This window comes from Burkholderia lata, from assembly GCF_000012945.1.
Taxonomy (GTDB): Bacteria; Pseudomonadota; Gammaproteobacteria; order Burkholderiales; family Burkholderiaceae; genus Burkholderia; species Burkholderia lata.
Genome location: NC_007511.1, coordinates 587,035 through 613,294 on the forward strand (window position 1 = coordinate 587,035; position 26,260 = coordinate 613,294).

Here is a 26,260-nt window from a genome sequence, read left to right on the forward strand (position 1 = left end):
GCCGGGAAACCCTGTTCGGGCGACTCTAGCAACCGCGCCTTTCAACCATATTTCGGCGAATCCTACGGGTTGTCAGGCGGGCGGCGCGGACACGATGCGCTCGAGCGTCGCGCGAAACGCATCGGGCTGCTCGGCCGGGATCAGGTGCCCGCAGCGTTCGATCGTGTCAAAGCCGGCGCACTGCGCGAGCGCCCAGTCGGGCACGTGCCAGCCCGCGCGCGAGCGTTCGCCGGCCATCAGCCAGACCGGGTGACGCTCGAACACCTGTGCGAGCTGCTGCAGATAGCCGGGCTCGCACGTTGTTGCGACCACCGAGCGGCCCATCGCGCGCAGCGTCGATGCGGGCTGATGCGCGAGCCAGCGGCGGGCATCGTCGAGCAGGCCCGGCGACGGCACGTCGATCGCACCGCGCAGCCAGCCGTGCGGATCGGCGCGCAGGCCGTCGAGCATGGTGTCCGCTTCGGCGGGCGTCATGCGGCCGACCGACGCCGACCAGAACGCATCGTCGAGCGTGAAGTTGCCTTCGACGTTGACGATCCGCCGCACGCGTCCGGGGTGCGCATGCGCGAACAGCATCGCGATCGCGCCGCCGACCGAGTGGCCGACGACATCGACCGGCTGCGCGCCGAAGTGCGTATCGACGGCGCGGCGAAGGTGCTCGACCTGCGCGGCGAGCGTGATCGCATCGAACGGTACCGCGCGATGCGCGCCGTAGCCGAGCAGGTCGGGGGCGAGATGCGGGCCGTTCCACCCGCGCACGTCGAGCGTGCCGATGAAACCGTGAATGAAGACGGCGGGCGTGGGCTCGGTCATGGGGCGGGCGCGGAAGGCAGGGGCGGCAATTCGAGTTCGGCGAGCAGTTCGTCGAGTTCGAGCACGTGCGTGCGATCGTGGTCGAGCAGCTCGCGCACGAGTTCGTCGAGCGACATGCGGCGGATACCGTCCCGCAATCCGCAGCGGGCGAGTTGCGCGGAATCGAGCGTGGCCGCGGTCGCGCACAGTGCGGCGCGGCCCGTGCGGAATGCAGTGACGGCAGCGTCGAGCGGCTGTGCGAGATAGTTGCGTTGCGTGGCGAGCACGGTGCCGTCGACGGATGCGATCACCGGCAGTTCGAGCGTGCGGACGGCGTCGATGCGTTCGGCGAACACCGCGTCGAGATCGCGCAGGTGGCACGCATGCTCGACGAGCGAGAAGCCCGTGCCGTCGGGGCGGCGTGTCCACAGCGCGGCCGGCACGTGCGCCGCATACGCGGCGAGCCGATCGGGCAGGCGGGCCAGCGCGGCGACGACATCGGCGAACGGCAGCAACTGCGGATACGCGCTGAACACCGCGCCGTAGCTGAACAGCGTGCCGCCGAGCCGCCCGCGCGCCTGTACGACGTCGTGGTCGTGGCGGCGCATGACTTCCGCGACCATCGCGCCGCAGAACTGGCGGGCGGTCGTGTCTGTTTCGATTTCGGGGAATTTCAGTGCGATCTCGTGCTGAATCGCGCCGATCGCGGCGACGCCGACGCGCGACAGCGCCGCGAATTCGACGTAGTGCGAGGGTTGCGCGATCAGCGCTTCAAGCTGGGCGCCAAGCGGCGTGGTGCGGAAACGGTCGAAACGGGAATGCATGAGGGAAAGAATTCTCCGAGTAACGTGTCAAAACGATACGTTACTCGGAGGGAGGACGTCAACAGGCGGAATCGGGCAATCCGTTGCATCACTCCTTGCCGGCGCCCTTGGCGGCCTGTTCGATCAGCTTTGCCACGTCGGCCGGATGCGAGATGTACGCAACGTGGCTCGACTTCAGTTCGATCGTCTTGCTGCCGGCCCGTTGCGTCATGAAGCGTTCGAGCTCGGGGTTGATCGCGCGGTCGGCGGTGGCGACCACGGCCCAGCTCGGCTTGGTCCGCCATGCAGCGTGCGTGATCGGCACGCCGAACGACTGCGCGGCCGGCGTCACCTGCGAGATCGCCATGAATTTCGCTTCGGCGGCCGGCACGTCGGCCGCGAAGTCGGCGTGGAACGACGCTTCGTCGAAGTACAGGTGGCCGTCTTCGGTGGCCTTGATCGCCTTCGTCGCGGGCGGCGTCTTCTTGGTCAGGTCGAGCGGGCTTTCGCCGGTATCGGGCTGGAACGCGGCCACGTAGACAAGGCCTGCGACCTTGTCGTCGTTGCCGGCTTCGGTGATCACCGCGCCGCCGTAGCTGTGGCCGACGAGGATGCTCGGGCCGTCCTGCGCGTCGATGGCGCGCCGGGTTGCCTTCACGTCGTCGTCGAACGACGTTTCCGGCTGCTGAACGACGGAAACCTTGTAGCCGTCGCGCGTCAGGATGTTCGAGACGGCTTGCCAGCCCGAGCCGTCGGCGAAGTAGCCGTGGACCAGCACGACGTTCTTGACGGGGGCGGCGACGGCCGCGTGCGAGCCGAATGCGGCGGCGGAAATGGCGAGTGCGGCAGCGATGCGGCGAAGTTGGGACGAGCGCTTCATTTTCATTCTCCAGAAGAAAGGCAAGTTAGGAACCGTCGGGTATCGACAGTCGTTTTGTTCCGTCGATGTAGCCATCCTACTAGTAGGTAGTTTCAACTTCAAGGAGAAAGTACGGCTAGGAAACAGTATCTCGCGGCGGTAAACTATTCAAGTTTTCATCCGACTAGATGGTAGGCAAATATGACGATAACGGGGGACAGTACGGCGGGCCGCATTCTCGAAGCCGGGCGGCAACTGATCATGCGGCGCGGCTACAGCGGGTTCAGCTATGCCGACATCGCCGACGCGATCGACATCCGGAAGGCGAGCATCCACCACCATTTCCCGACGAAGGCGGATCTGGCGGTCGCGGTGCTGCAGCAGTCACAGGCGAATTTCGATGCCGATATGTCGCTACTCGAGTCAAGCGGCGCCGACGCGCTGGTGCAGATGCGCGCGTACATCGGCTACTGGGAACGCTGCATCGCGGACGACAGCGCGCCGTTCTGCGTCGCCGGCATGCTCGGCGCGGAGCTGCCGGCGCTGCCCGACGAAGTCGCGCGGGCGGTGAAGGCGCATTTCGACGACCTCGCCGCGTGGCTGGTGCGTGTGCTCGAGGCAGGGGTGAAAGACGGCATCGTGCAGCCGGGCGTGTCGGTGCAAACCGAGGCCGCGACGTTCGTCTCGCTGGTCTATGGCGCGATGCTCGCCGCGCGCGCGTACGGCGACGCCGGGATGTTCAGGGACGTGACCGGCGGCGCGGTCGAGCGGCTCGCGGTGCCGCGCAAACGCGCGTAAGCCGCGCACGCGGCAGCGGGTAGGGGCGGCGCCCGGCGGTCATGCGAAACCGTCGGACGCCGACTGACTCACGCGTGCTTCCCGGCCTCGGCTTGCGCGCTCAGCCGTGCCTTTTGCTCTTGCAATGCCTCCGTGAAGGCCGGGCTGAAGTCTTCCATCTCGAACAGCGGGCGGATCTCGATGTCGGAGTCGCCGGGCATCGGGTTCGGGCAGCGCTTCACCCATTCGACCGCTTCTTCCATCGATTTCACCTTCCACAGCCAGAATCCGGCGACGAGTTCCTTCGTTTCGGCGAACGGGCCGTCGACGACGGTGCGGTTCTTGCCGGCGAAGTGCACACGCTTGCCGCGCATGCTCGGGTGCAGCCCGTCGGCGGCGAGCAGGATGCCGGCTTGCGCCAGTTCTTCGTTGAACCGGCCCATCGCGGCAATCATTTCGGGGTCGGGCATCCGGCCGGATTCGGAATCGGTGGTGGCTTTGACGATGACGAGGACGCGCATGGTCGTTTCTCCTTCGATGAATGGTTGAGGGGCATGCCGGCCGTGCAACGCGGCCTTCTCGGGCTTGCAACGATACGACGGGCGGGCGGCGACGAAATCGACATCACGCAAAAAAAATCTTCGGGCCGTTGAATCGCGACGGATTGCCCGACGGCGGCAGCGACGTCGCGACGTCGCGAACCATCAAGTGCGGGCCGGCGGGGCCCCATAAAGTTCGCTTCAAGGCGGACGGCCGGCAAACCGGGCCGCCGCTCCTTCGACGAACGACAGAAACAGGAACCCCGCCCATGCAACCGATCTCCGTTGTGAAGAAGCAAGACATCGTCGCTGCCGACCGCTGGATGCAGCAACGGCCGGAACGCGCGCTTACGCTGCCGTCGCGCTATTTTTACGACGACGCGGTATTCGCGGCCGAGCGCGATCGCATTTTCATGTCGGCCTGGCACGTGATCGGACACACCTCGGAGCTGAGCACGCCAGGGCAATTCGTGATGACCGACGTGTTCGACCAGAGCGTGATCGCCGCGTGCGGCCGCGACGGCAAGGTCCATGCATTCCACAACGTGTGCCAGCATCGCGGCAATCGCCTCGTGGAAGCGCGGCGCGGCGAGCAGAAGGGCCTGTTCCGCTGCGCGTACCACTCGTGGTGCTACGGCGCGGACGGCAGCCTGCGCGGCGCGCCGCGCACCGATCGCGTCGAAGACTTCGACCTCGCGGCTTACAACATCCCGAAGGTGCGCGTCGAGGAATTCGGCGGCTTCTACTACTTCAATCTCGATCCGGATGCGCCGTCGATGCGCGACCTGTTCCCCGGCGCCGACGCGGAGATGAAACGCGTGTTCCCGAAGCTGGACGCATACCGGCTGATCGAGGAGAAGGACGTGATCGTGCCGGCGAACTGGAAGGTCATCATGGACAACTCGATCGAGGGCTATCACTTCTCGCTGTCGGGCCCGCATCACGTCGAACTGGCCGGCCTGATCGATTTCGCCGGCTACCGGCTCACGCAGCACGACAAGTGGTGGACCTACATCGCGCCGGCCAACCGCGACGCGACCGCCGCCTACGGCGTGCCGCTCGGCGACAAGAACCCCGACGAGTGCTTCTTCAACATCGGCATCTGGCCGCACAACACGTTCTATACGTTCCCGTACTCGGAATTCCTCGCCACGTTCCTGATCATCCCGCTGGAACCGGAGAAGACGCTGCTGCGCTTCGGCTACTACTCGACGCACGACACGGTGCCCGCGGTGACCAAGGCGTGCATGGACTGGATGAACACCGATCTCGGCCCGGAAGACATCCGCCTGAACATCTCGGTGCAGAAGGGATTGCATTCGGTGGGCTACAACCAGGGCCGCTACGTGATCGATGCGCAGCGCAGCAACGAAAGCGAGCATCTCGTGCACCACTTCCATACGCTCGTGCACGACGGCATCCACGGCGCGTAGCCGGCAGGGGAGCGCCGCTCCCCGTTCCGCTTCCGGCGCTCGGGCGGCGCTGCCGCTGCGCGCACTCGTCTTCCATGATCTCGATCAACTGCATGCATGCGATGAAGAAACCACAGGGAATCGACGCCGTGCGTCGCGACTACGACTACGTGATCGTCGGCGCAGGATCGGCCGGCTGCGTGCTGGCCAACCGGCTCGGGGAAGATCCGGGCGTGCGGGTACTGCTGCTCGAGGCCGGTCCGACGAATCGGCACTGGTCGATCGACATGCCTTCCGCGATGGGTATCGTGGTGGGCGGCAACCGCTTCAACTGGCAGTATCAATCGGAGCCCGAACCGTTCCTGAACCGGCGGCGCATCGCGACGCCGCGCGGGCGCGTGCTGGGCGGATCGTCGTCGATCAACGGGATGGTCTATATCCGCGGTCACGCACGCGACTATGACGGCTGGTCCGGGCAGGGCTGCACCGGCTGGAGCTATCGCGAGGTGTTGCCGTATTTCATCCGCGCCGAGCGGCACGAGCTCGGTGCGGATCCCTACCACGGCGACAGCGGCCATCTGCGCGTCACGGCGGGCCGGACCGACACGCCCCTCGCCAGCGCGTTCATCGCGTCCGGTGTCGATGCGGGCTATGCGCACACCGACGACGTGAACGGCTATCGCCAGGAAGGCTTCGGCCGCGTCGACCGCACGACGTGGAGCGGGTCGCGCTGGAGTACCGCGCGCGGCTATCTCGCGGAGGCGCTCGGGCGCGGCAACGTCACGGTCGTGACCGGCGCGCTCGTGCTGCGCGTGCTGTTCGACGGCAGGCGCGCGACCGGCATCGAGTACACGTGCGACGGCGAGACGCGGCAGGTTCGCGCGAGTGCCGAAGTGCTGCTGTGCGGTGGCGCGATCAATACGCCGCAGTTGCTGCTGCTGTCCGGTATCGGGCCGGCGAACGAGCTGGAAGGCTTGGGCGTGCGTGCGCGGCACGACCTGCCGGGCGTCGGGCGCCGGCTGTCCGATCATCCGGATACGGTGGTGCAGTATCTGTGCCGCAAACCCGTCTCGATCTACCCGTGGACGGTCGCCCCGCGCAAATGGTGGACCGGCGCGAAGTGGTTCGCGAACCGCGACGGGATTGCCGCGAGCAACCATTTCGAGGCGGGGGCGTTCATCCGCTCGCGCGCCGGCGTCGAGCATCCGGACCTGCAACTGACCTTCATGCCGCTCGCCGTGCAGCCGGGCAGCGTCGAGAGCGTGCGCGCACACGCGTTCCAGGTGCACATCGACCTGATGCGCCCGACGAGCCTCGGCGCGGTGACGCTGGCGTCGGGCGACGCGCGCATCCCGCCGCGGATCCTGTTCAACTACCTGAAGACGGAGCGCGATCGGGCCGACATGCGCGCGGGCGTGCGGCTCGTCAGGGAGATCCTCGCGCAGCCGTCGTTCCGCGAGCTGTGCGGCGACGAACTGTCGCCGGGCGCGGGCAAGACCGATGACGCCGCGCTCGATGCGTGGGCGCGCGACATCACCGAAACGGGCTATCACGCGGCGGGCACCTGCAAGATGGGCCCGGCGGACGATCCGGAGGCAGTGGTCGGCCCCGACCTGCGCGTGCATGGCATCGAACGGTTGCGCGTGATCGACGCGTCGGTGATGCCGACGATCGTCAGCGGCAACACCAACGCGCCGACCGTGATGATCGGCGAGAAAGGCAGCGATCTCGTGCTGGGGCGCGCGCCGCTGCCGCCGTCGGCGGCGCCGGTCTGGGCGCAGCCCGACTGGCGCACCTGCCAGCGGTGAACGCGATGGCACCGATCATCCCGTTCCCGCCCGGCGATCGCATCGCGGCAGTCGTGGTCGAGGCGGCCATGCTGACGCCCGAGATCCGCGGCATCGTGTTGGCGGCGGCCGACGGTGCGGCACTGCCCCCCGCCGAACCCGGCGCGCATGTCGAAGTCCGCCTGCCGGACGGCATCGTGCGTCATTACTCGATCGTCGAACGCGCGGCCGACGGTTCGACCTACCGGATCGCGGTGCTGCGCGAGCCGCGCTCGCGCGGCGGGTCCGCGTATCTCGTCGAACGGCTCGCGCCGGGCGATGTGCTCGACGTGAGCGCGCCCCGGAATCACTTCGCGCTCGACGAGCACGCGAGCGAGTACGTGCTGATCGCGGGCGGGATCGGCATCACGCCGATTCTGCCGATGGCGCGGCGGCTCGATGCGCTCGGCAAGTCGTTCACGTTGCTGTACCTGGCGCGGTCGCGCGAGCGCATGGCGCTGCACGACGCGATCGAGCGCGGCCCGTTGCGGGAGAAAGCCCGCCTGCATTGCAGCGAACAGCACGGCGAAGCGGACCTGCGCACGCTGCTGGGCGTGCCGCGCGCCGGCGCACAGGTATATGTCTGCGGGCCGGGCCGCCTGATCGACAGCGTGCTCGAAGTGGCGCGAGACTGGCCGGCCGGCACGGTGCACTTCGAGCGGTTCGCCGGTGCCGCGCCGCCGCGCGAGCCGGAGGCGGGCGCGCAGGCATTCGAAGTGGAACTGGCCCGCACCGGCCGCCGCGTCGCGGTGCCGGCGGGCCGGTCGATCCTCGACGTGCTGCGCGACGAGCGGATCGCGGTCGATTCGGTGTGCGGCGAAGGCGTGTGCGGCACCTGTGCGGTCACGCTGCTTGACGGCGAGGCGGAGCACCGCGACTGCCTGCAGACGGACGCCGAGCGACGTGCGAACAACCTGATCTACATCTGTGTGTCACGCGCGAAATCCTCGCGTCTCGTTCTCGATCTTTAGTCATCCTTCAATTTCTCAGGAGAAGTCACGATGAACGTCAGAAACACGCTCGGGTGCATCGCACTGGCTGCCGTCTGCACGGGCCAGGCCGCCGCGCAGGAAGCGGCGACCTGTCGCGCGGTGCGGTTTGCCGACATCGGCTGGACCGACATTGCCGCGACGACCGCGCTGGCGTCGACCGTGCTGTCGAGCCTCGGCTACCAGCCGACCAAGACGATGGCGTCGATTCCGATCGCGCTGGCCGGGCTCAAGGCGCGTCAGATCGATGTCTACCTCGGGGACTGGCGGCCGTCGATGGACGCCACGAGCGCGCCGTTCGTGAAGAGCGGGGCCGTGAAGGTGCTGGACCGGCCGAATCTCGTCGGCGCGAAGTACACGCTCGCGGTGCCGGCCTACGCGTACGACGCCGGGCTGCGTTCGTTCGACGACATCGCGAAGTTCGCCGACCGGCTGCAATACCGGATCTACGGGATCGAGCCGGGGAACGACGGCAACGAACTGATCCACAAGGCGATCGCGGGCAACCAGTTCGGCCTCGGCAAGTTCAAGCTGGTCGAATCGAGCGAGGCCGGCATGCTGGTCGAGGTGCGGCGCGCGATCCGCGATCATGCGTGGGTCGTTTTTCTCGGCTGGGAGCCGCATCCGATGAACCTCGACTTCAACATGCGCTACCTCGCCGGCGGCGACAACCTGTTCGGCCCGAACTACGGGGAGGCGAAGGTCTATACGATGACGTCCCCCGACTATGCGGCGCGCTGCCCGAACGTCGCGCGGCTGGTTGCCAACCTGCAGTTCACGACCGACATGGAGAATCAGGTGATGAAGGCGATCGCCGGCGGCAAGCAGCCGGAGGTCGCGGCGAAGGCGTGGCTGCAGCAGCATCCCGACGTGCTGAAGGGGTGGCTGGCCGGGGTCAGGACGGTCGACGGCCGCGATCCGCAGGCGGCCCTCCAGGCCGCGCTGAATCTTCACTGAGCCGGCCGCGCGCAGCGGCCGCCGCCATACCGGCGGCGGCGTGCGCGCTGTGCGTCCATGGGCCGGGCGCGGTATGCTCGGCTCGGTCCTTTCCAGGAGAAACGACGATGAGCCACAACCGCACCGGCCGGCTGGCCGGGAAAGTCGCCGTGGTGACGGGCGCCGCGAGCGGCATCGGCAGGAGCATCGCGCTGCGATTCGCGAACGAAGGCGCCAGCGTGGTCGCGACGACGAGCCGCAACACCGCGCAACTCGACGAGACCTGCCGCCTGGCCGGCGACGGGGTCATCGTCGCGAGGCAGGCCGATGCCGGATCGGCGGAGCAGGTCGAGGCGCTGATCGACTTCGTGGAGCGCCGGTTCGGCCGGCTCGACGTCATGTGCAACAACGCGGGCGTCATTCGCGAGGCCCGGCTCGTCGACACCACCGAAGCGGACTGGGATGCCGTCATGGACGTCAACCTAAAGGGCGTGTTCCTCGGCTGCAAGTACGCGATTCCGGCGATGATCCGCGCCGGCGGCGGGTCGATCGTCAATCTCGGCTCCACGAGCAGCTTCGTCGGCGAACCGCTTCATGCGGCCTATTGCGCATCGAAGGGCGGGGTGCTGATGCTGACCCGCTGCGTGGCGATCGAGCACGCGAAGGATCGCATCCGCGCCAATGCCGTCTGTCCTGGCTGGATCGATACCCCGATGAATAAGCCATTCATCGATGCGCTCGGCGGGCGCGACGCGATGGACACGCTGCTCGACGCGGTTCAGCCGCTCGGGATGGGTACGCCGGAGCAGGTCGCCGACGTCGCGCTGTTCCTGGCCTCGAACGAAAGCAGTTTCGTGACCGGAACGTCGATCCTCGTGGATGGCGGCTTGACTGCGCAGTAGCGCGCGGCGGCGGCGAGCGCGGTGGCTCGTTGAAACGAGTCGAGCTGCGCGGCCGCCCGGCACGTCAGCGATGCATGCGTTCGCCCGGACGGCGCAGCCTTGCCGGGCCGCGCCGTCCGGCGGCTACCACGCGTACGACGGCGCTTCCTCGTCGAGAATGGCCCGGAGCTCCGCCAGATGCTGCTCCGCGAACCCCGCATAGTCGTCGCGCCATTGCAGCATGGTTTTACGCGCAACGGCGTCGGTCGCGAACCGCAGCGGCTGCCCGGTTTGCAGCGCGGTGACATACGTTTCGCACGCACGCTCGAAGTAGTAGAGGTCGTCGAACGCCTGCGCGACCGACGAAGCGACGACGATCACGCCGTGCTGGCCCATCAGCAGCACGGGTTTGTCGCCGAGCGCGTCGGCGACGCGGCACGCCTCGTCGCCGAGTCCCATGCCATCGAAGCCGGTGTCGACCGCGACCCGCTCGAAGAAGCGCATGCAGTTCTGGTCGAGCGGCGGGAGCGCGGGCTGCGCGAAGCACGACAGCACGGTCGCGTACGTCGAATGCACGTGCAGCACGCAGCGCGCGTGCCGGTGGCGCTTGTGGATTGCCGAGTGAAGCGCCCACGCGGTGATGTCGGGCGCGTTGTCGCGCCGGATCGTCTCCGGGTCGTCGGCATTCACGAGCAGCAGTTCGCTCGCACGGATCCGCGAGAAATGGCGCCCACGCGGATTGATCAGGAATTGCCGGTTGTCGTCGGAGACGGCGACGCTGAAATGGTTGGCGATCGATTCGTGCATGCCGAGGCGCGCGGTCCAGCGGAACGCGCACGCGAGGTCCGCGCGTGTTGCGCGATGCGTCTGGTCGGGTTGCGTGGCTGTGAGCATGTCGGGCTCCCGTAGCGAGGGGATCAGAACCAGCGTTGCGGGCTGGCTTCGAAGTTGAGGTACGCGTGCTTGAGTTCCGTGTATTCGTCGAGGCCGCTGCGCGATAGCTCGCGGCCGATGCCGCTGGCCTTGTAGCCGCCCCACGGCGCGCCCGGCAGCGTGACGTTGTAGTCGTTGATCCAGACCGTCGCCGCCCGCAGCCGGCGCATGACCCGGTTCGCCCGCGCGAAGTCGCGGGTCCAGACGGCGCCCGCGAGCCCGAACGGCGTGTCGTTGGCCAGGGCCACCGCCTCGTCTTCGCTGTCGAACGCCTCGACCGTCAGCACCGGGCCGAAGACTTCCTCGCGCGCGATTGCCATCGTCGTCCGCACGCCTGCGATCAGCGTCGGTTCGACCCAGAAGCCGGTCGCGAACGCGTCGCCGGCCGGTGCGCGGCCGCCGCACACGATGCGCGCACCGTCGCGGGCGGCCTCGCCGATCAGCGCGAGCACGCGGTCGCGCTGCTGCGCGGAAATCACCGGGCCCATCCGGGTGGCATCGTCGTCACCGCGACCGACGCGGATTGCCGCGATGCGCGCGGCGAGCGCGTCGACGAACGCATCGTGCAGCGTGCGTTCGACCAGCAGGCGCGAGCCTGCCGAGCACATCTGGCCGGCGTTGAAGAAGGCCGCGTTCAGCGCGTAATCGAGCGCCGTGTCGACATCGGCGTCGGCGAACACGAGGTTTGGATTCTTGCCGCCGAGCTCCAGCGACACGCGCTTGAAATTGCCCGCAGCCGCGCGCATCACGCTGGCGCCGGCCGCGTTGCTGCCGGTGAGGGAAATCAGGTCGACCTGCGGGCTCGCCGCGAGCGCGTCGCCCACGTCGGCGCCGCCCGTCACGAGATTGAGGACGCCACGGGGCAGGCCCGCGTCATGCGCGAGTTCCACGAGCCGATGTGTCGACAGCGGCGTCAGCGACGCCGGCTTGACGACGACCGTGTTGCCGGCCACCAGCGCCGGGGCGAGCTTCCATGCCGCCTGCAGCAGCGGGTAGTTCCACGGCGTGATGAGACCGCAGACGCCGACCGGCTCGCGCAGCGTGACGCTGATCACGTGCGGCTTCGCCGCATTCATGCTGCCCGTCTCGGTGACCGCGAGGCTCGCGAAGTAGTCGAATGCCGACGCGGCATCGTGCACGTCGGATGACGATTCGGCGAGCGTCTTGCCGGTGTTCGCGGTTTCGATGCGGGCGAGTGCGGGCGCTTCGTCACGCAGCGCGTTCGCGAGGCGGCGCAGGCATGCCGCCCGTTCTTCGGCGGGCAGGTGCGGCCACTCGCCCGCGTCGAAGGCAGCGCGCGCCGCGCGAATCGCGTGTCCGGCGTCGGCGGCCGAGCCGTACGCGACCCGTGCGATCGCTTCGCCGGTGGCAGGATCAATGATGGCGCGCTGCCCGCCTGCGGCGGCTGGTTGCCACGCGCCGTCGATATAGAGCTGTTTGATGTGCATGTGCTGGTTCCACGGAGTCGGAAGATCGGCGTGCCCCGCCGGTGCGGGGCGGAACGCGAGCTGAATATAAGATCGCCCGGAGCCGCTCGCTTGATCGAATGCGACGGCGCACGACGCGCTTGCACGGCCATGACGGGCCGATCCGGCCGGTGCGCAACGGGGCGACGGAAATCCGGCACAAAGCGACATGTCGATGTCGCTTTTCATCAAGTCCCGGCACGTCGCGCGCGGCAGAGTGAAGGTTCGCGAGGATCGCAGGCGCGTGCCCGCGAACCTCGTTCAATCGGCCGGCCTGTCCGGCCCGGATCGGTCTCGCGATGACTTCACGGAACATGCAATCGGCGGCGGTACCGGCGCCGCACCGGGTGGGGCTGCTGGTGATGCCCCAGTTCTCCCACCTCGGGCTCGCGCTCGTGATCGAGGCCATGTCGCTCGCGAACTGGCTGGCCCAGCGTGTGCGCTACGAGTGGACCGTCCTGTCGGTCGACGGCGAACCCGTGGATGCAACGAACGGCATGTGGACGCCGACGCGGCCGATCGGCGATGCGCGCGGCGGGTTCACGACGATCTTCGTGATCGCGAGTTTCGACGCGCAACGTCATGCGAAGCATCGCGGCGTGAAGACCTGGCTGCAGAACCAGATGGCCTTCGGCACGCAGATCGGCGGCATCGAGACGGGCACCGAACTGCTTGCGGCGGCCGGCTTGCTGCAGGGCCGCCCGTCGGCCGTGCACTGGGACAATGTCGAAGGCTTCCAGGAGGCTTATCCGAAGGTGGGCGCCACGACACGGCTCTACACGATCGAGCCTCGCGTCATCACCTGCGCGGGCGGCACGGCGATCATCGACATGATGCTCGAATGGATCGGCCGGTCGGAGGGCGTCGAGCTCGCCCGGGAGATCGCCCGTCACCTGCTGCATGCGAAGCTGCGCGGCGCGGATGCGCTGCAGCTCGCGGAGGTCGAGGCCGCGCCGGCCTCGACGAGCACGACGGTGGCGAAGGCGGTGAGGCTGATGCGCGAGTCGATGGCGGAGCCGATGTCGTGCGAATCGCTTGCGCAGGCGGTCGGGCTGTCGAAGCGGCAGCTCGAGCGCCACTTCAAGCGGCATATGGCGACCGCGCCATTGCAGTACTACCTGAGCCTGAGGGTGGCGACGGCACATCAGTTGCTGCAGCAGACGGAGCTGAGCGTGTCGCAGGTGGCCGCGGCGACGGGCTTCGAATCGATCGAGCATTTTTCGCGCGTGTACAAGTCGCGGTTCGGCTGCCCGCCGAGCCGCGACCGGTCGCAATCGTGGGCGGCGCCGGTGATGCGTCACCGGGCGCCGGCGGCCTGACGCGCGTGCTGCCGGGCGGCCCCGTTCCGGCGGTGTACGGGATTGGGGCGCAAACGCCGTTCCGGGCCGGCGGCCAAAGCTGGTATGCTGACCGCACCACGTTCACGCGGGAGGGTGCTATGGCAGCCAAGGAAGTCTCGAAGAAAAAGTACTTGAAGATCCTGAACAAACGCCTGCGCGCCGAGCCGGATGCCCCGGCCGGCGCGTCGTTTGCTTTCTACCCGCTGGGTGCGAAGGCGAAGCAGGCGACGGGCGTCGCGTCCAGCGAGCCGCGCAGCAAGCGCGAACTCGCGAAGATGGCCGCGATCCAGCGCAAGGCGGCGGAAGAGTTCGTCGTCACGGGCGCCTGAGCAGCGCCGTCGTCGTTTGCGCGGCCGCCTGGCGGGCGCGCAAGCGGCTTCTCCTGTCGATACCGATTTGATGCCGCGCGGGCGAACCGGCCCGCGCGTGGTGGTTTTTGTCGGCTTTTTTCCCGCTACGCGGCGGCCGCCTCGCAATGCGCGATCGCGCCGGCGAGCACGCGCGGGATGTCGTGCGTGATGGCCGGGCCGTGCATCGGCAGGATGACGTCGAGATCGAGCGCCTGGATCCGGCGCAGCGCACTCGCCAGGTGGGCGAGCGACGGCAGGTAGTCCGAGCGCCGGATCGAATCGACGATCGCCGGCAGCGGGTCGTCGGCGGCTTCGTCGCCGAAGCGCATCAGGATGTCCGACGACAGCAGCGCCTTGTACGCCGGCAGATATACGACCAATGCATCCCATTGATGGACATGCTTCGTGAAGATCGGCACCACGTCGATACCGGAAATCGTCGTCGGCTCGCCGTCCTTCAGCGGCTTCGCGCGCACGCCGAAGATATCGGCGAGCCCGTGCGTGCAGATCGGATGCGCGTACGCGACGAGCGCCGGATTGGCCGCGAGGAAGTCGGGCAGTGCGCCCATCTCGTCGACCTCGAAATGCGGGACGATCACGCTGCTCACCCTCGACGGCGTGATGCCGACGGTCGCGAGGCTCGCGGTCAGTTGCGGAAAATTGGAACGCGTGCCCGTTTCGATGCAGACGACGTCGCCGTTCGGCGAGCGGACGAAGAACTGGCTGAAGCCGAGCTTCAGCTTGTCGATGTAGGTCGTTGCGCGAAACAGGCCGCTGCGGATTTCTTCGATACGAGCGTGGTCCATCGATGCGATCCTTGCGCGGGCAGTGGGGGCCGGACACCACCGTCGCGCGATCGCCGCGATGCATCAGGGGGCGCGCGACACGGTGCCTGGATGCAGTCTAGCAGCGTCGGTCCGGCCGCGAATCCTGTCAGGTCACGCAGCAGCCGGGCGCGGCGCTGCACTGCACGCCGCCCGGCCGTCAGGAACATCCCGGCTGATCGGGCGCTCAGGACACCTTGTCCGCCGCAGCCGCGTAACGGCCACCGCCACCCGCTTCATCGCCCGCCGCGAGCTGTTCCAGCGCGAGGCCCTTCGTCTCGATCCCGAGCGTCCACACGGCGACTGCGGCCGCGACGAACGACAACGCCCCGAGCGTGAACACGCCGCCCTGGCCGAACACGGGCAGCACGACGCCGACCACGTAAGGCCCGATCAGCGAGCCGACGCGCCCGATTGCCGATGCAAAGCCCGAGCCCGTCGCGCGCGCGCCGGTGCCGTACAGCTCCGGCGTGTACGTGTACAGCGCGGCCCACATCCCGAACAGGAAGAACTGCATCGCGAGGCCGGTACCGATCAGCAGCGCCATGCTGCCGCCGTACAGCGCGCTCTGGCCGTAGGCGAACGCCATCACGCCGCCGCCGATCAGCGACGCGATGCAGGTCGGCTTGCGCCCCCAGCGTTCGACGAGCCACGCGGCGCACAGGAAGCCCGGCACGCCGCCGAGCGAGATCAGCACCGTGTAGAACACCGATTTCGTGACTTCGAAGCCGGCCTGCTGCAGCAGCGCGCCGAGCCACGACGTGAGGCCGTAGAAGCCGAGCAGCGCGAAGAACCACAGCAGCCACACCATCACCGTGCGGCGGCGGTACGCGCCGCTCCAGATCTCGCGCAGCGCGCCGCGCCCGCGGGCGACGACCGGCTCGGCCAGCCGCGACGGCGCCGGCAGCGTGGTGACGCCGGCCGAGCGCATTACCTTCGCCTCGATCGTGTGCATCACCGTGTCGGCTTCCGCGTGCCGGCCCGCATGCTCGAGCCAGCGCGGCGATTCCGGCACGATGCGGCGCACGACGAGCACGAACACGGCGGGAATCGCGAGCAGCGCGAACACGGTGCGCCAGCCGAACTGCGGCAGCACGAAGTACGCGACGATACCGGCCGTGATGAAGCCGAGCGGCCAGAAGCCGTCCATCAGCGCGATCAGGCGGCCGCGCTTCTCGGTCGGCACGAATTCGGACAGCAAGGTCTGCGCGACCGGGAATTCCATCCCCATCCCGATCCCGAGCAGCACGCGGTAGACGATCAGCGCGTCGACGCTCTGCGCGGTCGAACACAGGTAGGAGGCGGCGCCCCACAGCACCATGCTCCACTGGAACACGGGCCGGCGGCCGAAGCGGTCGGCGAGCAGGCCGGCGACGGCCGCGCCGAGCACCATTCCGAAGAAGCTCGCGCTCGCGACGAGGCCGGCGGCCGCGGTCGACAGGCCGAACTCCTTGCGGATCGAGCCGAGTACGAACGTCATCGTGCCGAGGTCGACCGAGTCGAAGAAGAACGCGATCGCGATGATGAAGAAGATCCGCTTGTGATAGCCGGAGAACGGCAGGCGTTCGAGCCGGGCGGCGGCGGAGGCGGGAGCGGTGGCGGCGGGCATGGCGTCCTCTGAAATGAAAAAGGGCCGCGAAGCGCGTGCTTCGTGGCCCCGATGCTTCATCTTCAGTAGACGCGACCACAAAATGCCGCATCAGAGGAAAAGCGCCGCCTGCTTGCCCAAATGCGTCATCGGCGGCGGCGCGGCGTGCGGCCGTGTTGCGTCAATTCTTCAGCTTGTAGCCGGTGCGGAACATCCATGCGACGATCGCCAGCAGGATCACGAGGAACAGCGACGTCGCGCCGAGGCTGACGCCCACGTGCACGTCGGCGATCCCGTAGAACGACCAGCGGAAGCCGCTGACCAGGTAGACGATCGGGTTGAACAGCGTGACGACGCGCCACGCGGGCGGCAGCATGTCGACCGAGTAGAAGCTGCCGCCGAGGAACGTGAGCGGCGTGATGATCAGCAGCGGCACGAGCTGCAGCTTCTCGAAGCTGTCGGCCCAGATGCCGATCACGAAGCCGAACAGGCTGAACGTGATCGCCGTCAGCACGAGGAACAGCACCATCCAGAACGGATGCAGGATGTGCAGCGGCACGAACAGGCCGGCCGTCGCGAGGATGATCACGCCGAGCAGGATCGACTTCGACGCGGCCGCGCCCACGTACGCGATCACGATCTCCCAGTACGACACGGGCGCGGAGAGGATCTCGTAGATCGTGCCCGTGAAGCGCGGGAAGTAGATGCCGAACGACGCGTTCGAGATGCTCTGCGACAGCAGCGACAGCATCACGAGCCCCGGCACGATGAACGAGCCGTAGCCGATGCCGTTCACGTCGCTGATGCGCGAGCCGATCGCGGAGCCGAACACGACGAAATACAGCGACGTCGAGATCACCGGCGCGATGATGCTCTGCATCAGCGTGCGGCGCGTGCGGGCCATTTCTGCGCGGTAGATCGCGCGGATGCCATGCAGGTTCATGCGTCAGGCTCCTTGCAGGCCGTTGCGGCGGTTGTCGATCAGGCTGACGAAAATGTCCTCGAGCGAGCTCTGCGTCGTGTGCAGGTCGCGGAAGCCGATGCCGGCCGAGCCGAGCGCGTTGATCAGCTTCGCGATGCTCGCGTCGTCGCGCTGCGAGTCGTACGTGTAGACGAGCGCGGCGCCGTCGTCCGCGCGTTCGAGGCCGAACGGCGCGAGTGCGGGCGGCACGTCCGCGAGCGGGTGCTCGAGCTGCACCGTGAGCTGCTTCTTGCCGAGCTTGCGCATCAGTTCGTGCTTTTCCTCGACGAGCACGAGCTCGCCGCCGAGGATGATGCCGATCCGGTCGGCCATTTCCTCGGCTTCCTCGATGTAGTGCGTGGTCAGCAGGATCGTCACGCCGTTGTCGCGCAGCGAATCGACGAGCTTCCACATGTCGCGGCGCAGCTCGACGTCGACGCCGGCCGTCGGTTCGTCGAGGAACAGGATGCGCGGCTCGTGCGACAGCGCCTTCGCGATCATCACGCGGCGCTTCATGCCGCCCGACAGCGTCATCAGCTTGTTGTCGCGCTTGTCCCACAGCGACAGCGCCTTCAGCGTCTTCTCGATGTACGCGGGATCGGGCGCCTTGCCGAACAGGCCGCGGCTGAACGACACGGTCGCCCAGACGGTCTCGAACGCGTCGGTCGTCAGTTCCTGCGGCACGAGGCCGATCAGTTCGCGGGCCGCGCGGTATTGATCGCGGATGTCGTGGCCGCCGACCGTCACGCGGCCTTCGGTCGGCGTGACGATGCCGCAGATCGAGCCGATCAGCGTCGTCTTGCCGGCGCCGTTCGGCCCGAGCAACGCGAAGATCTCGCCGGGGCGGATGTCGAGGGTCACGTGCTTCAGCGCCTGGAAGCCGGACGCGTAAGTCTTGGAGAGGTCGGAGACGGAAAGGATCGGTTGCATGCTCACGGATGGCACGGCCGGTCGGCGCGACGACGTGCGCCGTGCGTGCCCGGTGCCGCCGCCGCTGCGAAGCGGCCGGGACCGGGGACGGCATGGCGAACGGGCGTCATGTCGAACGGCATGGTGGTGCGGGATCGCGGGACCGCCATATTAGCAATCGATAGATGGAAATGCATTCTCGTGGAAAGGGCGCGCGTTGCCGGTGCCGGATTTGCGTGAATTGACGGCGCATCGCTGAATAACGCGTCGCTTTATTTGCGATGCGCGAACAATTTGCGTCGTTTTCGGTGAATCGGGCAGCGATCGCGCTTCGGCTCGGCGGCGGCGCGGGTAGCCGGCCGACTGTGCCGCCCGAAGGCCGTCGCGCCGTACCGGGACGGCATGCGCGGCGCTCGCGATAATGCGTTCCTTTCATCGTTCACGGAGCGGGGCGCATGTCTTTGATCGATTTCAAATCCGTGGCGGCGGCGCAGGCCGTCGCGTGGAAATCCACGATCGTCGGCGAGGTGGGGCCGGCGAGGATCAAGGTGCTGCGCATGGATGCGCAAGCCTACGAAGCGGAAGTACACGACTACAACGAGGGGCTGCTGGTGCTCGACGGCCGGATGATGCTCGAGGTCGCGGGCGAGACGGTCGTGGTCGAGGCCGGGCAGATGTACCTGGCGCTGGCCGGAACCCTTCATGCGGTGCTGCCGGGCAGCCACGGCACGCTCGCGATCATCGATGTGTAAGGTTGCGCCGCAACATGTGTGAAAGCGGCTCAGGCCCGGCTGGCTTGGTCAGGCGCGGGTTGGCGGTCGCTGTTCAAACGCGTGTTATACAGCCCGGGTATTTGTCTGAGCAAATAAATTGAAGGCTGTTTGAAAATCTGTCAAATACCGTGTAAACGCTAGGATTGCGCGGTTTCGGTCGTTTGGAACTCTGCATCCATTTACTTGTGGGTATCGTCCGATCATAGTCTCGACAAACGACGCATCACGATAACGAATCAAGCGTACGGATGGAGACCAATACATGAGACGCCTTTCCGCGGGGCCAGTCGGACTGCCGTTTCCCGTTTTTTCGCTGAATGCAGACGCGATGCTGATCGCGACCCTGCGTTGCCCTGTCGCCGTGTAGCGGCGAACCACTTCCCGTTTCGATTGTTCTCACGGCGCCGTGCCGCATGACGGCGCCGCGGGAGAGCGCTTGTCTGCCGCTGCGGCGTGTGCCGCATTTGCCTGACCGGCATTGCGGCCGTCTTGCGCGCACCGTCATGCGCCGCGCGTTCGTGCCGCGGTGCGATACCAACCGGCGGGCCATGCAGCCTGTCCGGACGAGACTTGTCGTACCTGAAAAGGAGGGGTTGATGATTTGCATTCCTGAATGGCGGAAGGCGATTTTGTCGTGCGCGGTACTGGCGCTGCCGTTCGTCGCCGGTTGCGGCGGCGGTGACGATCCGGGGCCGATCAATGTGCCGCAGTGCTCGGGGAGCGCATGCGGGCCGAGCGGGGCTGAAACGACACCGCCGGTCGTGACGAAGCTGTGTCCGGACGCGCTTGATTACACGACGACGTATACGGGCGGCGCAGGTAGCGGCGAGTACGTGAAGGTGAAGTTCGACACGACGAAGCTCACCTATCAGATGCAGTTCCTCGACTCGTCCGTGCCGACGTCGGCCGGGCAGGTCAACGACACGCGCGCGGGCCTGACCATCAGCGGCGCCTTCCATCATCCGACCAATCTGCCGACCGCCGAGCAGAACCGCTGCGCGTTCGTGCTCGACAGCGGCGCGACGAGCGACGGCAAGTATGCGGTGACGATCAAGCGCACCGATCCGCCGATGCTGTTCGTCGGCAATGGCGTGGTCGGCGGCGGGATTCCGGGTGCGACGATCCAGTTCGACGGCATTCCGCTCGCGCCGGGCCTCTTTATCGGCACCGTGCCGTCGCGCACGTTCGATTTCTATCCGTTTATCGGCTTTACTGACACCGAGACCGATTTCGCGAAGGTGGCCGGCGTCTACAACGAGGTCGGCATTCATCTGTCGCCGACCGGCAGCAGCTTTCAGACCGCAACCCCGCAGGGCTGGCAGCCGGATGTTGTGAACTGGAACCAGACATTCAATGCGGACGGCACGTGCACGATCACGTCGGGCAGCGACTACTCGTGCCAGACGACCGGTACGCCGTGGACGCTGCGCAAGAACACGGACGGCAGCGCCGATAACGTGTTCGTGAGCGGCGCGAATCCCGGCATGCCCTATCCGTCGGCCGGCCAGGAGCAGCCGCTCGTGCTGCTGTCGCCGACCCAGGCGCATGGCGTGATGATCGTCGGCAAGCTGAACGGTGTGCTGGTGCCGATCGTGATTCGCGTCGGCTACTCGCATGCCGACGCGAGCAACCTGCTGGCGTCGGTCGCCGACGCGGAAGTCGGCATCTCGATGCTGTCTCCCGCGCAGCCGGTCGCGGCCAATGCGCTCAAGGGCGGTTTCATCGGTGCGACGAGCGCGTCCGCATGCGGGGTGGTGACGTCCAACGGCCTGTATGGCGCGCCGGGGAATTCGGGGCCGAGCTTCAATAGCCTGAAGCCGCATCCGGACCTGCCCGGCACGTTCAACGGCACGTTCTTCATGCCCGAGGCCGGAAATTGCACGGACGGCACCGCCGTGTCGACGCTTGCCGCGAACTACACGTCGACGCTGTTCCAGGGCGCCACCGCGGCATTCATCGATCCGCAGACGTCGTCGGTTACGTCGCAGTTCGCGCTCGACTATACGCAGGCGACGCCCGGCAAGATCAAGATCACGGCCTCGCAGGACTTCAACGCGAAGGGGGCGAACGGCAACGTGGCGATCTTCAGCAAGGGCGACACGGGCTGGCTCGTGACGGCGGGGAACGTCTACGCGATGGTCGTCAACAACAGCAAGATCAACCCGTTCTTCACGGTCGGCGCGTTCGTCCAGTGACGGCGTACTGAACACGGAACACCGGCGGCGCGCGCGTCGCCGCCGGCGAAGCGAAATTAAAGAGGATTCCTATGAATGTGAAGAATTGGATGGCTGCGGTGTCGCTCGCGCCCGTGCTGGCCGCCTGCGGCGGCGACGGCGACCCGCCGCCCGCACCGGTGGTCCGGCTGTGCCCGCAGACGATCGACTACAACACGGTGTTCATCGGCGGCTCCGGTTCGGGCGAACTGGTGAAGGTGCAGCTCGACACGACGAAGATGACGTACCGGATGACGTATCTCGCATCGCCGGTGCCGACCACCACGGGCACCGTGCAGCCGACGCGCGACACGGCGCCGGCCAACGTGGTCGACGGCACGCTCGCGGACGAAACGGGGCTGCCGACCGTGAAGCTGAACCAGTGCACGTTCCGGATGCAGAACGCGAGCCTCGACCCGAACCGGCCCGCGCGGCTGTTCCTCGGCGAGGGCGTGCTGGGCGGCGCGATTCCCGGCGCGACGATCCAGTTCAACGGCGTGATCGGCGTCGGCAAGATTCCGCAGACGACGTTCCCGTACTACCCGTTCATCAGCTTCTCGTCGCTGGAAACCGACCTGACGAAGATCGCCGGCAAGTACAACCAGCTCGGCTATCACCAGGTGCCGTCGCAGAGCTTCCAGCCGGTGGCGCTTGACCAGCAGGTCACGATCAACGCGGACGGCAGCTACGTCGAGACCGACAACTTCGGCAAGAAGAACGGCGGGCAGCCGCTCGCGTCGAGCGCGACCGTGAACCAGCCGTTCACGTTGCGTCCGGATGCGCCGGCGTTCCAGTCGCTCAACTACCTGCCGCAGATTCCGCCGACGCTCGCGGCGGTCGATCCGGCGAAGGCGGGCAAGGGGATCCTGATCGTCGGCAAGCTGCGCAACCAGCTCGTGCCGATCTTCATCCGCACCGGCGCTGCCAACGCGGACCTCACGCAAGGCCCGCCGAGCGCGGATGACGAATCGGGCATCTCGCTCCTGAGCCCGCAGACGGCGATCGCGCAAGGCTCGCAGAACGGCGAATACACGGGTGTCGACAGCGCGTTCAACTACCGCGCGACCGCGCTCGTCGGCGCGCAGGCCACGCTGCTCGATCCGTTCAATGCGTCGCAGGCCGCGCTCACGCGTGCGCTGAACCTCGACTACACGCAGAAGATGCCGGGCGTCGTGACGACCGTGCATGCGGACGCGGCGTCGGGGCCGGCGACCGGCAAGTTCGTGTTCACCGGCGGCGTATTCGGGTTCCTCGACATGAACGATACGAGCAACCCGTACTTCACGGTCGGCGCATTCGTGCAGTGACGCACGCCTGGATGGAGACACGGTGGCGCCGCGCGCAGGTGCGCGGCGCCCGGACAGAATGAGGGGAGACTTCATGAAGAAGCTGATTGTCGCGGGTGTCGTCGCAGGCGTGTCGACGCTCGCATCGGCCCAGCAGGCGGGCGACAACGTCGCGACGCTGGGCTGGCTGCACATCATGCCGCAGGATTCGACCAACGGGCTGACGACGAATCTTGCCGGCATGCCGATCAACGGGCCGCTGCGCCTGCCTGGGTCGTTCACGTCGCCGGGCACGAGCCTGACGGTCAACAACGCCGATACCGTCGGCCTCACGCTCACGCACTTCTTCACCGACCATATCGCGGTGACGTCGGTGCTCGGCGTACCGCCCGAGTTCACGCTGACCGGGCACGGCTCGATCCGGCCGCCCGGCCCGGCCGGTGCGCTCGGCAGCGTCAACATGGACGATCCGGCGAATCAGCCGGCGGTGAAGAACGCACGGCAGTGGAGCCCGACGATCATTCTGCAGTACTACTTCAATTCGTCGACGGCGCGGTTCCGCCCGTTCGTCGGGATCGGCGTGGCGTACAGCTGGTTCAGCAACATCGAACTGAACGGCAACTTCGCGAAGGACATCAACGAGAACCTCGGCAGCGTGCTCGCGGCCGGCGCCGGCAAGCCCGGCGCGACGTCGGTGGAGGGCAAGGCGTCGTCGTCGTTCACGCCCGTCTACAACGTCGGCGCGAGCTATGCGATCGACAAGCACTGGGGCGTAACGGCGACGCTGACCTACATGCCGCTGAAGACCTACTCGTCGCTGGTAATCAAGGCGGCTGACGGCTCGACGCTCGCGACCACGCGCACGAAGTTGAAGGCCGACCCGCTGATCACGTTCGTCGGGATTTCCTACAAGTTCTGAGCCGACCGGTGCGCATGACGCGCGCCGGCGGCTTCCTGCGACCGGCTGGCCGGACCTTTCCGGCCGGGAGGTCGCGTTCCTGGCGGCGTGCCGCCATTAGTGAAGAGAGGGGGCAGTTCAAATGAGCATTCGCAAAATCGTATCGCTTGTTGCTGCAGTGGCTTTCACCGCGGTTTCGGCCGCGCCTGCTTTCGCTGTCACCGTTACGCGGGCGGACGGCCAGCCGATGAACCCGAACGGCGAGCCGTTCTCGGCGACCGGGCTCACGAACCTCAGCAAGGGATCGATCAGTGCAACCTGTAACGCGACCTTCAACGGCACGATCACGTCGACCGGCATCGTCAATATCACGTCGACGACGTTCGCGGGCGCTGCGACGTGCGGGCTGATCAACGGCAGCGCTAGTAGCACGTCGCCGTGGACGGGGCAGGCCGACAGCACGACGCAGTTGACGATCAACAACGTCAAGGTGAACGTCACGCTGCTCGGTACCTGTGGGCCGAGCAAGGTCGTGACGACGTGGAGCGATCCGAACTCGTCGCTGACGTTCAACAATGCCACGCTGACGCCGGATTGCACGGTGGGCGGCACGGTCGCGACGTCGCCGAAGTTCCACGTGCAGTAAGCGTTGCTGATCGAAGCGGGTACCCGCCGCGCACGAGGGCCGTGCGGTATGTGCGGCGGGTTTCCGCGGTTTCGATGGGTTCGTGCCGTCGCGTGTATCGGCGCGGCGGCCGGATTCAGGCTGCAGAGCGGTCGCGTGTCTCGTGTAAGGCCGCCATAGATCAAGAGAGAGGGCCGTACAAATGGAAATTCGTCAAATTGCATCGCTTGTTGCTGCAGTGGTATTTACCGCGGTTTCGGCCGCGCCTGCTTTTGCGGTGACCGTATCGCGCGCGGACGGCCAGCCGATGAATCCGAACGGTGAGCCGTTTTCGGCGGCGGGGCTGACAGCGCTCTCCATAAAGCAGATCATCGCGAACTGCTCCGTGACGTTCAACGGAACGATTACGCCGGCCGGTATCGTCAATGTCGCGTCGGTGCAGTTCAACGGGGGCAGCGTGTGTCAACTGGTCAGCGGCAGCGCGAGCGGCTCGTCGCCATGGACAGGACAGGTGGACAGCGCGACACAGCTTTCGATCAACAACGCGCAGGTGGACTTCAAGGTGCTTGGAGGGTGCGGGCCGAGCAAGATCGTGGCGACATGGAGCAATTCGAATTCGTTACTGACTTTCAGTAATGCTGAATTGACACCGGATTGCAAGTTTTCCGGACCGCTCACGGTGTCGCCGAAGCTCCACGTGCAGTAAGAGCGTCGCGAATCGATGCGGGGGCCCGTGGCGCACGAGGGCCGTGCGATATGGATGACGGACGCCCCGTTTCTCGATGCAATCGTGTCGTCGCGCGTATCGGCGCGACGGCCGGCTGACCACCCGTGTCGCGATCCGATCCGGGTGGACAGGCAGGGCTGGCGCGGCGTGCCGCGCTGTCCGATTCGATTGAAACAACACAATTCCAATTGGCCAGAACTATCCCGGAAGACCCATGCTTACCGATCCAGAAAAGTATGGAGATGCCCGCGGCGCGACGCCTGACCGGCTGCGCACGGCCGCGTGGCTGCAGTACCTGATCGAACATCTCGATGCTGCCGCTTGCGCGGCGGAGGCGGGTGACGCCGACGACACGACCGTCATCGCGTCGCACGCGATGCGCATGCGGGCTGGCGCGAACCTGTCCCGAGACGCGGCGGCGATTCTTCAACGGCTCGCGCCGTGGATCGCCTCGGACGGCGGCATTTGCGCATGCGATCTGAGTGACCCGCGCGGTGCATGCTCGCATGTGCCGTCGATGCAGCAACTCGCCGAAGCCGAACGCAGCTGCCCCGGCTCGCGCGCCGTGTTCGACACCGCGCACGGTGTGATCGAGGCATGCGCATTCGACGATCCCGATGTCGGCTGGGCCGCGCTCGAGCGGATTGCCGGCGGTGTCGAATGCAACGGGGGCGATGACGGTGAATGCACTGAACATGAAAAGGGCGCGCGGGACGACATGCCGCCAGCGAAGAACCTGAGAGAAAGGCTGGCCGTCGTCGCAGCAGCGAGTGGAGAAACGTCGGCGATGCCTGGCGCCGTCATCGACGCGATCGTGCTGCGCGCGTGCGGGCCGCGCGACGATGCATCGCGCATCGACGAGATGGCTGCGCTCGTGACGTTCTCGGCCGCGCTCGCCGCTGGCGACGGGGCCTCGGTTGCCGCGTATGGCGGTCAGCATAACCTCGTTGCCCGTGCGATCCGCACGCATCGTGCCGATCTCGCGTCGGTGGACGGGCTGCTCGCGGCGTTGTCCGTGTGCCGACTCGATCAGCTCGTCGGTGCGGGCAGTTTCTGGGCCTGCTACTTGCTCGCGGGCATCGTGATCGCTGCACCGGACGCCGTGCGGGAAGTCGGTCGCCGCTTTCATGGTGACGAGTGGCAGGTGTGGCTCGATCACGTGCTCGCGTGGCCGGCGGTTAGTCGCTTCGGGCCGAAGGAGGACGTCGCGTTCGAACGCCTGCAAGGCGCGATGAGCCTGACGTCGCGATGGAACCCGATCGTCCGCGGGAAGCGGATGCGAAAGCGGGGTGGTGTATCGCCATGATTCGGTGAACACGGGGACAAGGCTGGCTGACGCATCGCTTTTTTCGAAGCAATCCGCAAGGATTCCAAACGAATCCGGCACGATCGTCCTTGCGTGAGCCGAAATGCCTAGTCCCGTTCGCACGCGTGAATGGGCGTCAGGCGGCGACGCGCCGGGCCGTCGTGCCGTCGGCGTCCACACCGGCCGCGCGCCACGCCTTCCACGCCATCTATCCTTCCTGACCGCCTGACCGCCTGACCGCCTGACC

25 protein-coding genes are annotated in these 26,260 nt (G+C 67.0%); 15 read left to right on the top strand and 10 right to left on the bottom strand.

Annotated features, from left to right (window positions below; translation table 11 throughout):
• Positions 1–72 precede the first annotated feature (72 nt).
• The 3 genes from BCEP18194_RS25415 to BCEP18194_RS25425 form a co-directional block, all read right to left on the bottom strand.
• Positions 73–813 carry an alpha/beta fold hydrolase gene (locus tag BCEP18194_RS25415; RefSeq protein WP_011354133.1) on the bottom strand — a complete coding sequence of 247 codons (741 nt, stop codon included), beginning with the start codon at positions 811–813 and terminating at the stop codon, positions 73–75.
• The gene (locus tag BCEP18194_RS25420; RefSeq protein ID WP_011354134.1) at positions 810–1,616 is read right to left on the bottom strand and encodes a DinB family protein; all 807 of its coding nucleotides are present in this window, start codon (positions 1,614–1,616) and stop codon (positions 810–812) included. The genes BCEP18194_RS25415 and BCEP18194_RS25420 overlap by 4 nt, the downstream gene beginning before the upstream one ends.
• 88 nt (positions 1,617–1,704) lie before the next feature.
• Positions 1,705–2,475, bottom strand: a complete 771-nt coding sequence (locus tag BCEP18194_RS25425) for an alpha/beta hydrolase (RefSeq protein WP_011354135.1) — start codon at positions 2,473–2,475, stop codon at positions 1,705–1,707.
• A 180-nt stretch (positions 2,476–2,655) separates the two neighbouring features.
• Here BCEP18194_RS25425 and BCEP18194_RS25430 point away from each other — a divergent pair, with 180 nt between their 5' ends.
• Positions 2,656–3,252: a TetR/AcrR family transcriptional regulator gene (locus tag BCEP18194_RS25430; protein ID WP_011354136.1), complete on the top strand. Its 597-nt coding sequence runs from the start codon at positions 2,656–2,658 to the stop codon at positions 3,250–3,252.
• 68 nt (positions 3,253–3,320) lie between these two features.
• Here BCEP18194_RS25430 and BCEP18194_RS25435 read toward each other — a convergent pair whose 3' ends face one another.
• The gene (locus BCEP18194_RS25435) at positions 3,321–3,752 is read right to left on the bottom strand and encodes a YciI family protein (protein WP_011354137.1); all 432 of its coding nucleotides are present in this window, start codon (positions 3,750–3,752) and stop codon (positions 3,321–3,323) included.
• Between the two features lie 287 nt (positions 3,753–4,039).
• Between BCEP18194_RS25435 and BCEP18194_RS25440 the strand changes: the two genes are divergently transcribed.
• The 5 genes from BCEP18194_RS25440 to BCEP18194_RS25460 all read left to right on the top strand — a co-directional run bounded on the left by BCEP18194_RS25440 (position 4,040) and on the right by BCEP18194_RS25460 (position 9,835).
• Complete coding sequence (locus BCEP18194_RS25440; RefSeq protein WP_011354138.1) at positions 4,040–5,203, top strand: aromatic ring-hydroxylating oxygenase subunit alpha; 1,164 nt, start codon at positions 4,040–4,042, stop codon at positions 5,201–5,203.
• A 101-nt stretch (positions 5,204–5,304) separates the two neighbouring features.
• Positions 5,305–6,990, top strand: coding sequence for a choline dehydrogenase (locus BCEP18194_RS25445; protein WP_050781654.1), 1,686 nt, complete (start codon positions 5,305–5,307; stop codon positions 6,988–6,990).
• Between the two features lie 5 nt (positions 6,991–6,995).
• Positions 6,996–7,979, top strand: coding sequence for a PDR/VanB family oxidoreductase (locus BCEP18194_RS25450; RefSeq protein ID WP_011354140.1), 984 nt, complete (start codon positions 6,996–6,998; stop codon positions 7,977–7,979).
• Positions 7,980–8,009: 30 nt separating this feature from the next.
• Positions 8,010–8,954: a choline ABC transporter substrate-binding protein gene (locus tag BCEP18194_RS25455; protein WP_011354141.1), complete on the top strand. Its 945-nt coding sequence runs from the start codon at positions 8,010–8,012 to the stop codon at positions 8,952–8,954.
• A 107-nt stretch (positions 8,955–9,061) separates the two neighbouring features.
• On the top strand, positions 9,062–9,835 hold the full coding sequence (locus tag BCEP18194_RS25460; protein WP_011354142.1) for an SDR family oxidoreductase: 774 nt from the start codon (positions 9,062–9,064) through the stop codon (positions 9,833–9,835).
• A 123-nt stretch (positions 9,836–9,958) separates the two neighbouring features.
• Here the strand turns inward: BCEP18194_RS25460 and BCEP18194_RS25465 are convergent, their stop codons facing one another.
• Together BCEP18194_RS25465 and BCEP18194_RS25470 are read right to left on the bottom strand one after the other, a co-directional pair.
• The gene (locus tag BCEP18194_RS25465; RefSeq protein WP_011354143.1) at positions 9,959–10,708 is read right to left on the bottom strand and encodes a class II aldolase and adducin N-terminal domain-containing protein; all 750 of its coding nucleotides are present in this window, start codon (positions 10,706–10,708) and stop codon (positions 9,959–9,961) included.
• Positions 10,709–10,731: 23 nt separating this feature from the next.
• Positions 10,732–12,402, bottom strand: a complete 1,671-nt coding sequence (locus BCEP18194_RS25470) for an aldehyde dehydrogenase family protein (RefSeq protein WP_244273074.1) — start codon at positions 12,400–12,402, stop codon at positions 10,732–10,734.
• A 110-nt stretch (positions 12,403–12,512) separates the two neighbouring features.
• Here BCEP18194_RS25470 and BCEP18194_RS25475 point away from each other — a divergent pair, with 110 nt between their 5' ends.
• A complete protein-coding gene (locus BCEP18194_RS25475) occupies positions 12,513–13,532 on the top strand; it encodes a GlxA family transcriptional regulator (protein ID WP_041493190.1) in 1,020 nt (339 codons plus the stop codon).
• A gap of 119 nt (positions 13,533–13,651) precedes the next feature.
• Positions 13,652–13,882 (top strand): hypothetical protein, encoded by a 231-nt coding sequence (locus BCEP18194_RS25480; RefSeq protein WP_041493471.1) that lies wholly within the window; start codon positions 13,652–13,654, stop codon positions 13,880–13,882.
• Between the two features lie 125 nt (positions 13,883–14,007).
• On the opposite strand, the gene BCEP18194_RS25485 is transcribed toward BCEP18194_RS25480, so the two are convergent.
• The 4 genes from BCEP18194_RS25485 to BCEP18194_RS25500 all read right to left on the bottom strand — a co-directional run bounded on the left by BCEP18194_RS25485 (position 14,008) and on the right by BCEP18194_RS25500 (position 18,206).
• Positions 14,008–14,709 carry an MBL fold metallo-hydrolase gene (locus BCEP18194_RS25485; protein ID WP_011354147.1) on the bottom strand — a complete coding sequence of 234 codons (702 nt, stop codon included), beginning with the start codon at positions 14,707–14,709 and terminating at the stop codon, positions 14,008–14,010.
• 205 nt (positions 14,710–14,914) lie between these two features.
• Positions 14,915–16,336 carry an MFS transporter gene (locus tag BCEP18194_RS25490; protein WP_011354148.1) on the bottom strand — a complete coding sequence of 474 codons (1,422 nt, stop codon included), beginning with the start codon at positions 16,334–16,336 and terminating at the stop codon, positions 14,915–14,917.
• Between the two features lie 160 nt (positions 16,337–16,496).
• Positions 16,497–17,258 carry an ABC transporter permease gene (locus BCEP18194_RS25495; RefSeq protein WP_011354149.1) on the bottom strand — a complete coding sequence of 254 codons (762 nt, stop codon included), beginning with the start codon at positions 17,256–17,258 and terminating at the stop codon, positions 16,497–16,499.
• Between the two features lie 3 nt (positions 17,259–17,261).
• Complete coding sequence (locus BCEP18194_RS25500) at positions 17,262–18,206, bottom strand: ABC transporter ATP-binding protein (RefSeq protein ID WP_011354150.1); 945 nt, start codon at positions 18,204–18,206, stop codon at positions 17,262–17,264.
• Between the two features lie 434 nt (positions 18,207–18,640).
• Here BCEP18194_RS25500 and BCEP18194_RS25505 point away from each other — a divergent pair, with 434 nt between their 5' ends.
• From BCEP18194_RS25505 to BCEP18194_RS25535, 7 genes are all read left to right on the top strand, one after another.
• A complete protein-coding gene (locus BCEP18194_RS25505) occupies positions 18,641–18,937 on the top strand; it encodes a cupin domain-containing protein (RefSeq protein ID WP_011354152.1) in 297 nt (98 codons plus the stop codon).
• Positions 18,938–19,554: 617 nt separating this feature from the next.
• Positions 19,555–21,153 carry a DUF2957 domain-containing protein gene (locus BCEP18194_RS25510; protein ID WP_011354153.1) on the top strand — a complete coding sequence of 533 codons (1,599 nt, stop codon included), beginning with the start codon at positions 19,555–19,557 and terminating at the stop codon, positions 21,151–21,153.
• Positions 21,154–21,224: 71 nt separating this feature from the next.
• On the top strand, positions 21,225–22,478 hold the full coding sequence (locus tag BCEP18194_RS25515) for a DUF2957 domain-containing protein (protein WP_011354154.1): 1,254 nt from the start codon (positions 21,225–21,227) through the stop codon (positions 22,476–22,478).
• A gap of 73 nt (positions 22,479–22,551) precedes the next feature.
• Positions 22,552–23,376, top strand: coding sequence for an OmpW/AlkL family protein (locus BCEP18194_RS25520; protein ID WP_011354155.1), 825 nt, complete (start codon positions 22,552–22,554; stop codon positions 23,374–23,376).
• Positions 23,377–23,497: 121 nt separating this feature from the next.
• Entirely contained in the window at positions 23,498–24,001 is a 504-nt protein-coding gene (locus BCEP18194_RS25525; protein WP_011354156.1) for a hypothetical protein, read from the top strand.
• A 181-nt stretch (positions 24,002–24,182) separates the two neighbouring features.
• Complete coding sequence (locus BCEP18194_RS25530; protein ID WP_011354157.1) at positions 24,183–24,686, top strand: hypothetical protein; 504 nt, start codon at positions 24,183–24,185, stop codon at positions 24,684–24,686.
• Between the two features lie 235 nt (positions 24,687–24,921).
• A complete protein-coding gene (locus tag BCEP18194_RS25535) occupies positions 24,922–26,013 on the top strand; it encodes a hypothetical protein (protein WP_011354158.1) in 1,092 nt (363 codons plus the stop codon).
• Positions 26,014–26,260 lie beyond the last annotated feature (247 nt).

What these genes read in the sequence shown, in the direction of transcription:
- BCEP18194_RS25415 (WP_011354133.1), bottom strand. Translation starts at nt 813, where the DNA reads ATGACCGAGCCCACGCCCGCCGTCTTCATTCACGGTTTCATCGGCACG.
- BCEP18194_RS25420 (WP_011354134.1), bottom strand. Translation starts at nt 1,616, where the DNA reads ATGCATTCCCGTTTCGACCGTTTCCGCACCACGCCGCTTGGCGCCCAG.
- BCEP18194_RS25425 (WP_011354135.1), bottom strand. Translation starts at nt 2,475, where the DNA reads ATGAAGCGCTCGTCCCAACTTCGCCGCATCGCTGCCGCACTCGCCATT.
- BCEP18194_RS25430 (WP_011354136.1), top strand. Translation starts at nt 2,656, where the DNA reads ATGACGATAACGGGGGACAGTACGGCGGGCCGCATTCTCGAAGCCGGG.
- BCEP18194_RS25435 (WP_011354137.1), bottom strand. Translation starts at nt 3,752, where the DNA reads ATGCGCGTCCTCGTCATCGTCAAAGCCACCACCGATTCCGAATCCGGC.
- BCEP18194_RS25440 (WP_011354138.1), top strand. Translation starts at nt 4,040, where the DNA reads ATGCAACCGATCTCCGTTGTGAAGAAGCAAGACATCGTCGCTGCCGAC.
- BCEP18194_RS25445 (WP_050781654.1), top strand. Translation starts at nt 5,305, where the DNA reads ATGAAGAAACCACAGGGAATCGACGCCGTGCGTCGCGACTACGACTAC.
- BCEP18194_RS25450 (WP_011354140.1), top strand. Translation starts at nt 6,996, where the DNA reads ATGGCACCGATCATCCCGTTCCCGCCCGGCGATCGCATCGCGGCAGTC.
- BCEP18194_RS25455 (WP_011354141.1), top strand. Translation starts at nt 8,010, where the DNA reads ATGAACGTCAGAAACACGCTCGGGTGCATCGCACTGGCTGCCGTCTGC.
- BCEP18194_RS25460 (WP_011354142.1), top strand. Translation starts at nt 9,062, where the DNA reads ATGAGCCACAACCGCACCGGCCGGCTGGCCGGGAAAGTCGCCGTGGTG.
- BCEP18194_RS25465 (WP_011354143.1), bottom strand. Translation starts at nt 10,708, where the DNA reads ATGCTCACAGCCACGCAACCCGACCAGACGCATCGCGCAACACGCGCG.
- BCEP18194_RS25470 (WP_244273074.1), bottom strand. Translation starts at nt 12,402, where the DNA reads ATGAAAAGCGACATCGACATGTCGCTTTGTGCCGGATTTCCGTCGCCC.
- BCEP18194_RS25475 (WP_041493190.1), top strand. Translation starts at nt 12,513, where the DNA reads ATGACTTCACGGAACATGCAATCGGCGGCGGTACCGGCGCCGCACCGG.
- BCEP18194_RS25480 (WP_041493471.1), top strand. Translation starts at nt 13,652, where the DNA reads ATGGCAGCCAAGGAAGTCTCGAAGAAAAAGTACTTGAAGATCCTGAAC.
- BCEP18194_RS25485 (WP_011354147.1), bottom strand. Translation starts at nt 14,709, where the DNA reads ATGGACCACGCTCGTATCGAAGAAATCCGCAGCGGCCTGTTTCGCGCA.
- BCEP18194_RS25490 (WP_011354148.1), bottom strand. Translation starts at nt 16,336, where the DNA reads ATGCCCGCCGCCACCGCTCCCGCCTCCGCCGCCGCCCGGCTCGAACGC.
- BCEP18194_RS25495 (WP_011354149.1), bottom strand. Translation starts at nt 17,258, where the DNA reads ATGAACCTGCATGGCATCCGCGCGATCTACCGCGCAGAAATGGCCCGC.
- BCEP18194_RS25500 (WP_011354150.1), bottom strand. Translation starts at nt 18,206, where the DNA reads ATGCAACCGATCCTTTCCGTCTCCGACCTCTCCAAGACTTACGCGTCC.
- BCEP18194_RS25505 (WP_011354152.1), top strand. Translation starts at nt 18,641, where the DNA reads ATGTCTTTGATCGATTTCAAATCCGTGGCGGCGGCGCAGGCCGTCGCG.
- BCEP18194_RS25510 (WP_011354153.1), top strand. Translation starts at nt 19,555, where the DNA reads ATGATTTGCATTCCTGAATGGCGGAAGGCGATTTTGTCGTGCGCGGTA.
- BCEP18194_RS25515 (WP_011354154.1), top strand. Translation starts at nt 21,225, where the DNA reads ATGAATGTGAAGAATTGGATGGCTGCGGTGTCGCTCGCGCCCGTGCTG.
- BCEP18194_RS25520 (WP_011354155.1), top strand. Translation starts at nt 22,552, where the DNA reads ATGAAGAAGCTGATTGTCGCGGGTGTCGTCGCAGGCGTGTCGACGCTC.
- BCEP18194_RS25525 (WP_011354156.1), top strand. Translation starts at nt 23,498, where the DNA reads ATGAGCATTCGCAAAATCGTATCGCTTGTTGCTGCAGTGGCTTTCACC.
- BCEP18194_RS25530 (WP_011354157.1), top strand. Translation starts at nt 24,183, where the DNA reads ATGGAAATTCGTCAAATTGCATCGCTTGTTGCTGCAGTGGTATTTACC.
- BCEP18194_RS25535 (WP_011354158.1), top strand. Translation starts at nt 24,922, where the DNA reads ATGCTTACCGATCCAGAAAAGTATGGAGATGCCCGCGGCGCGACGCCT.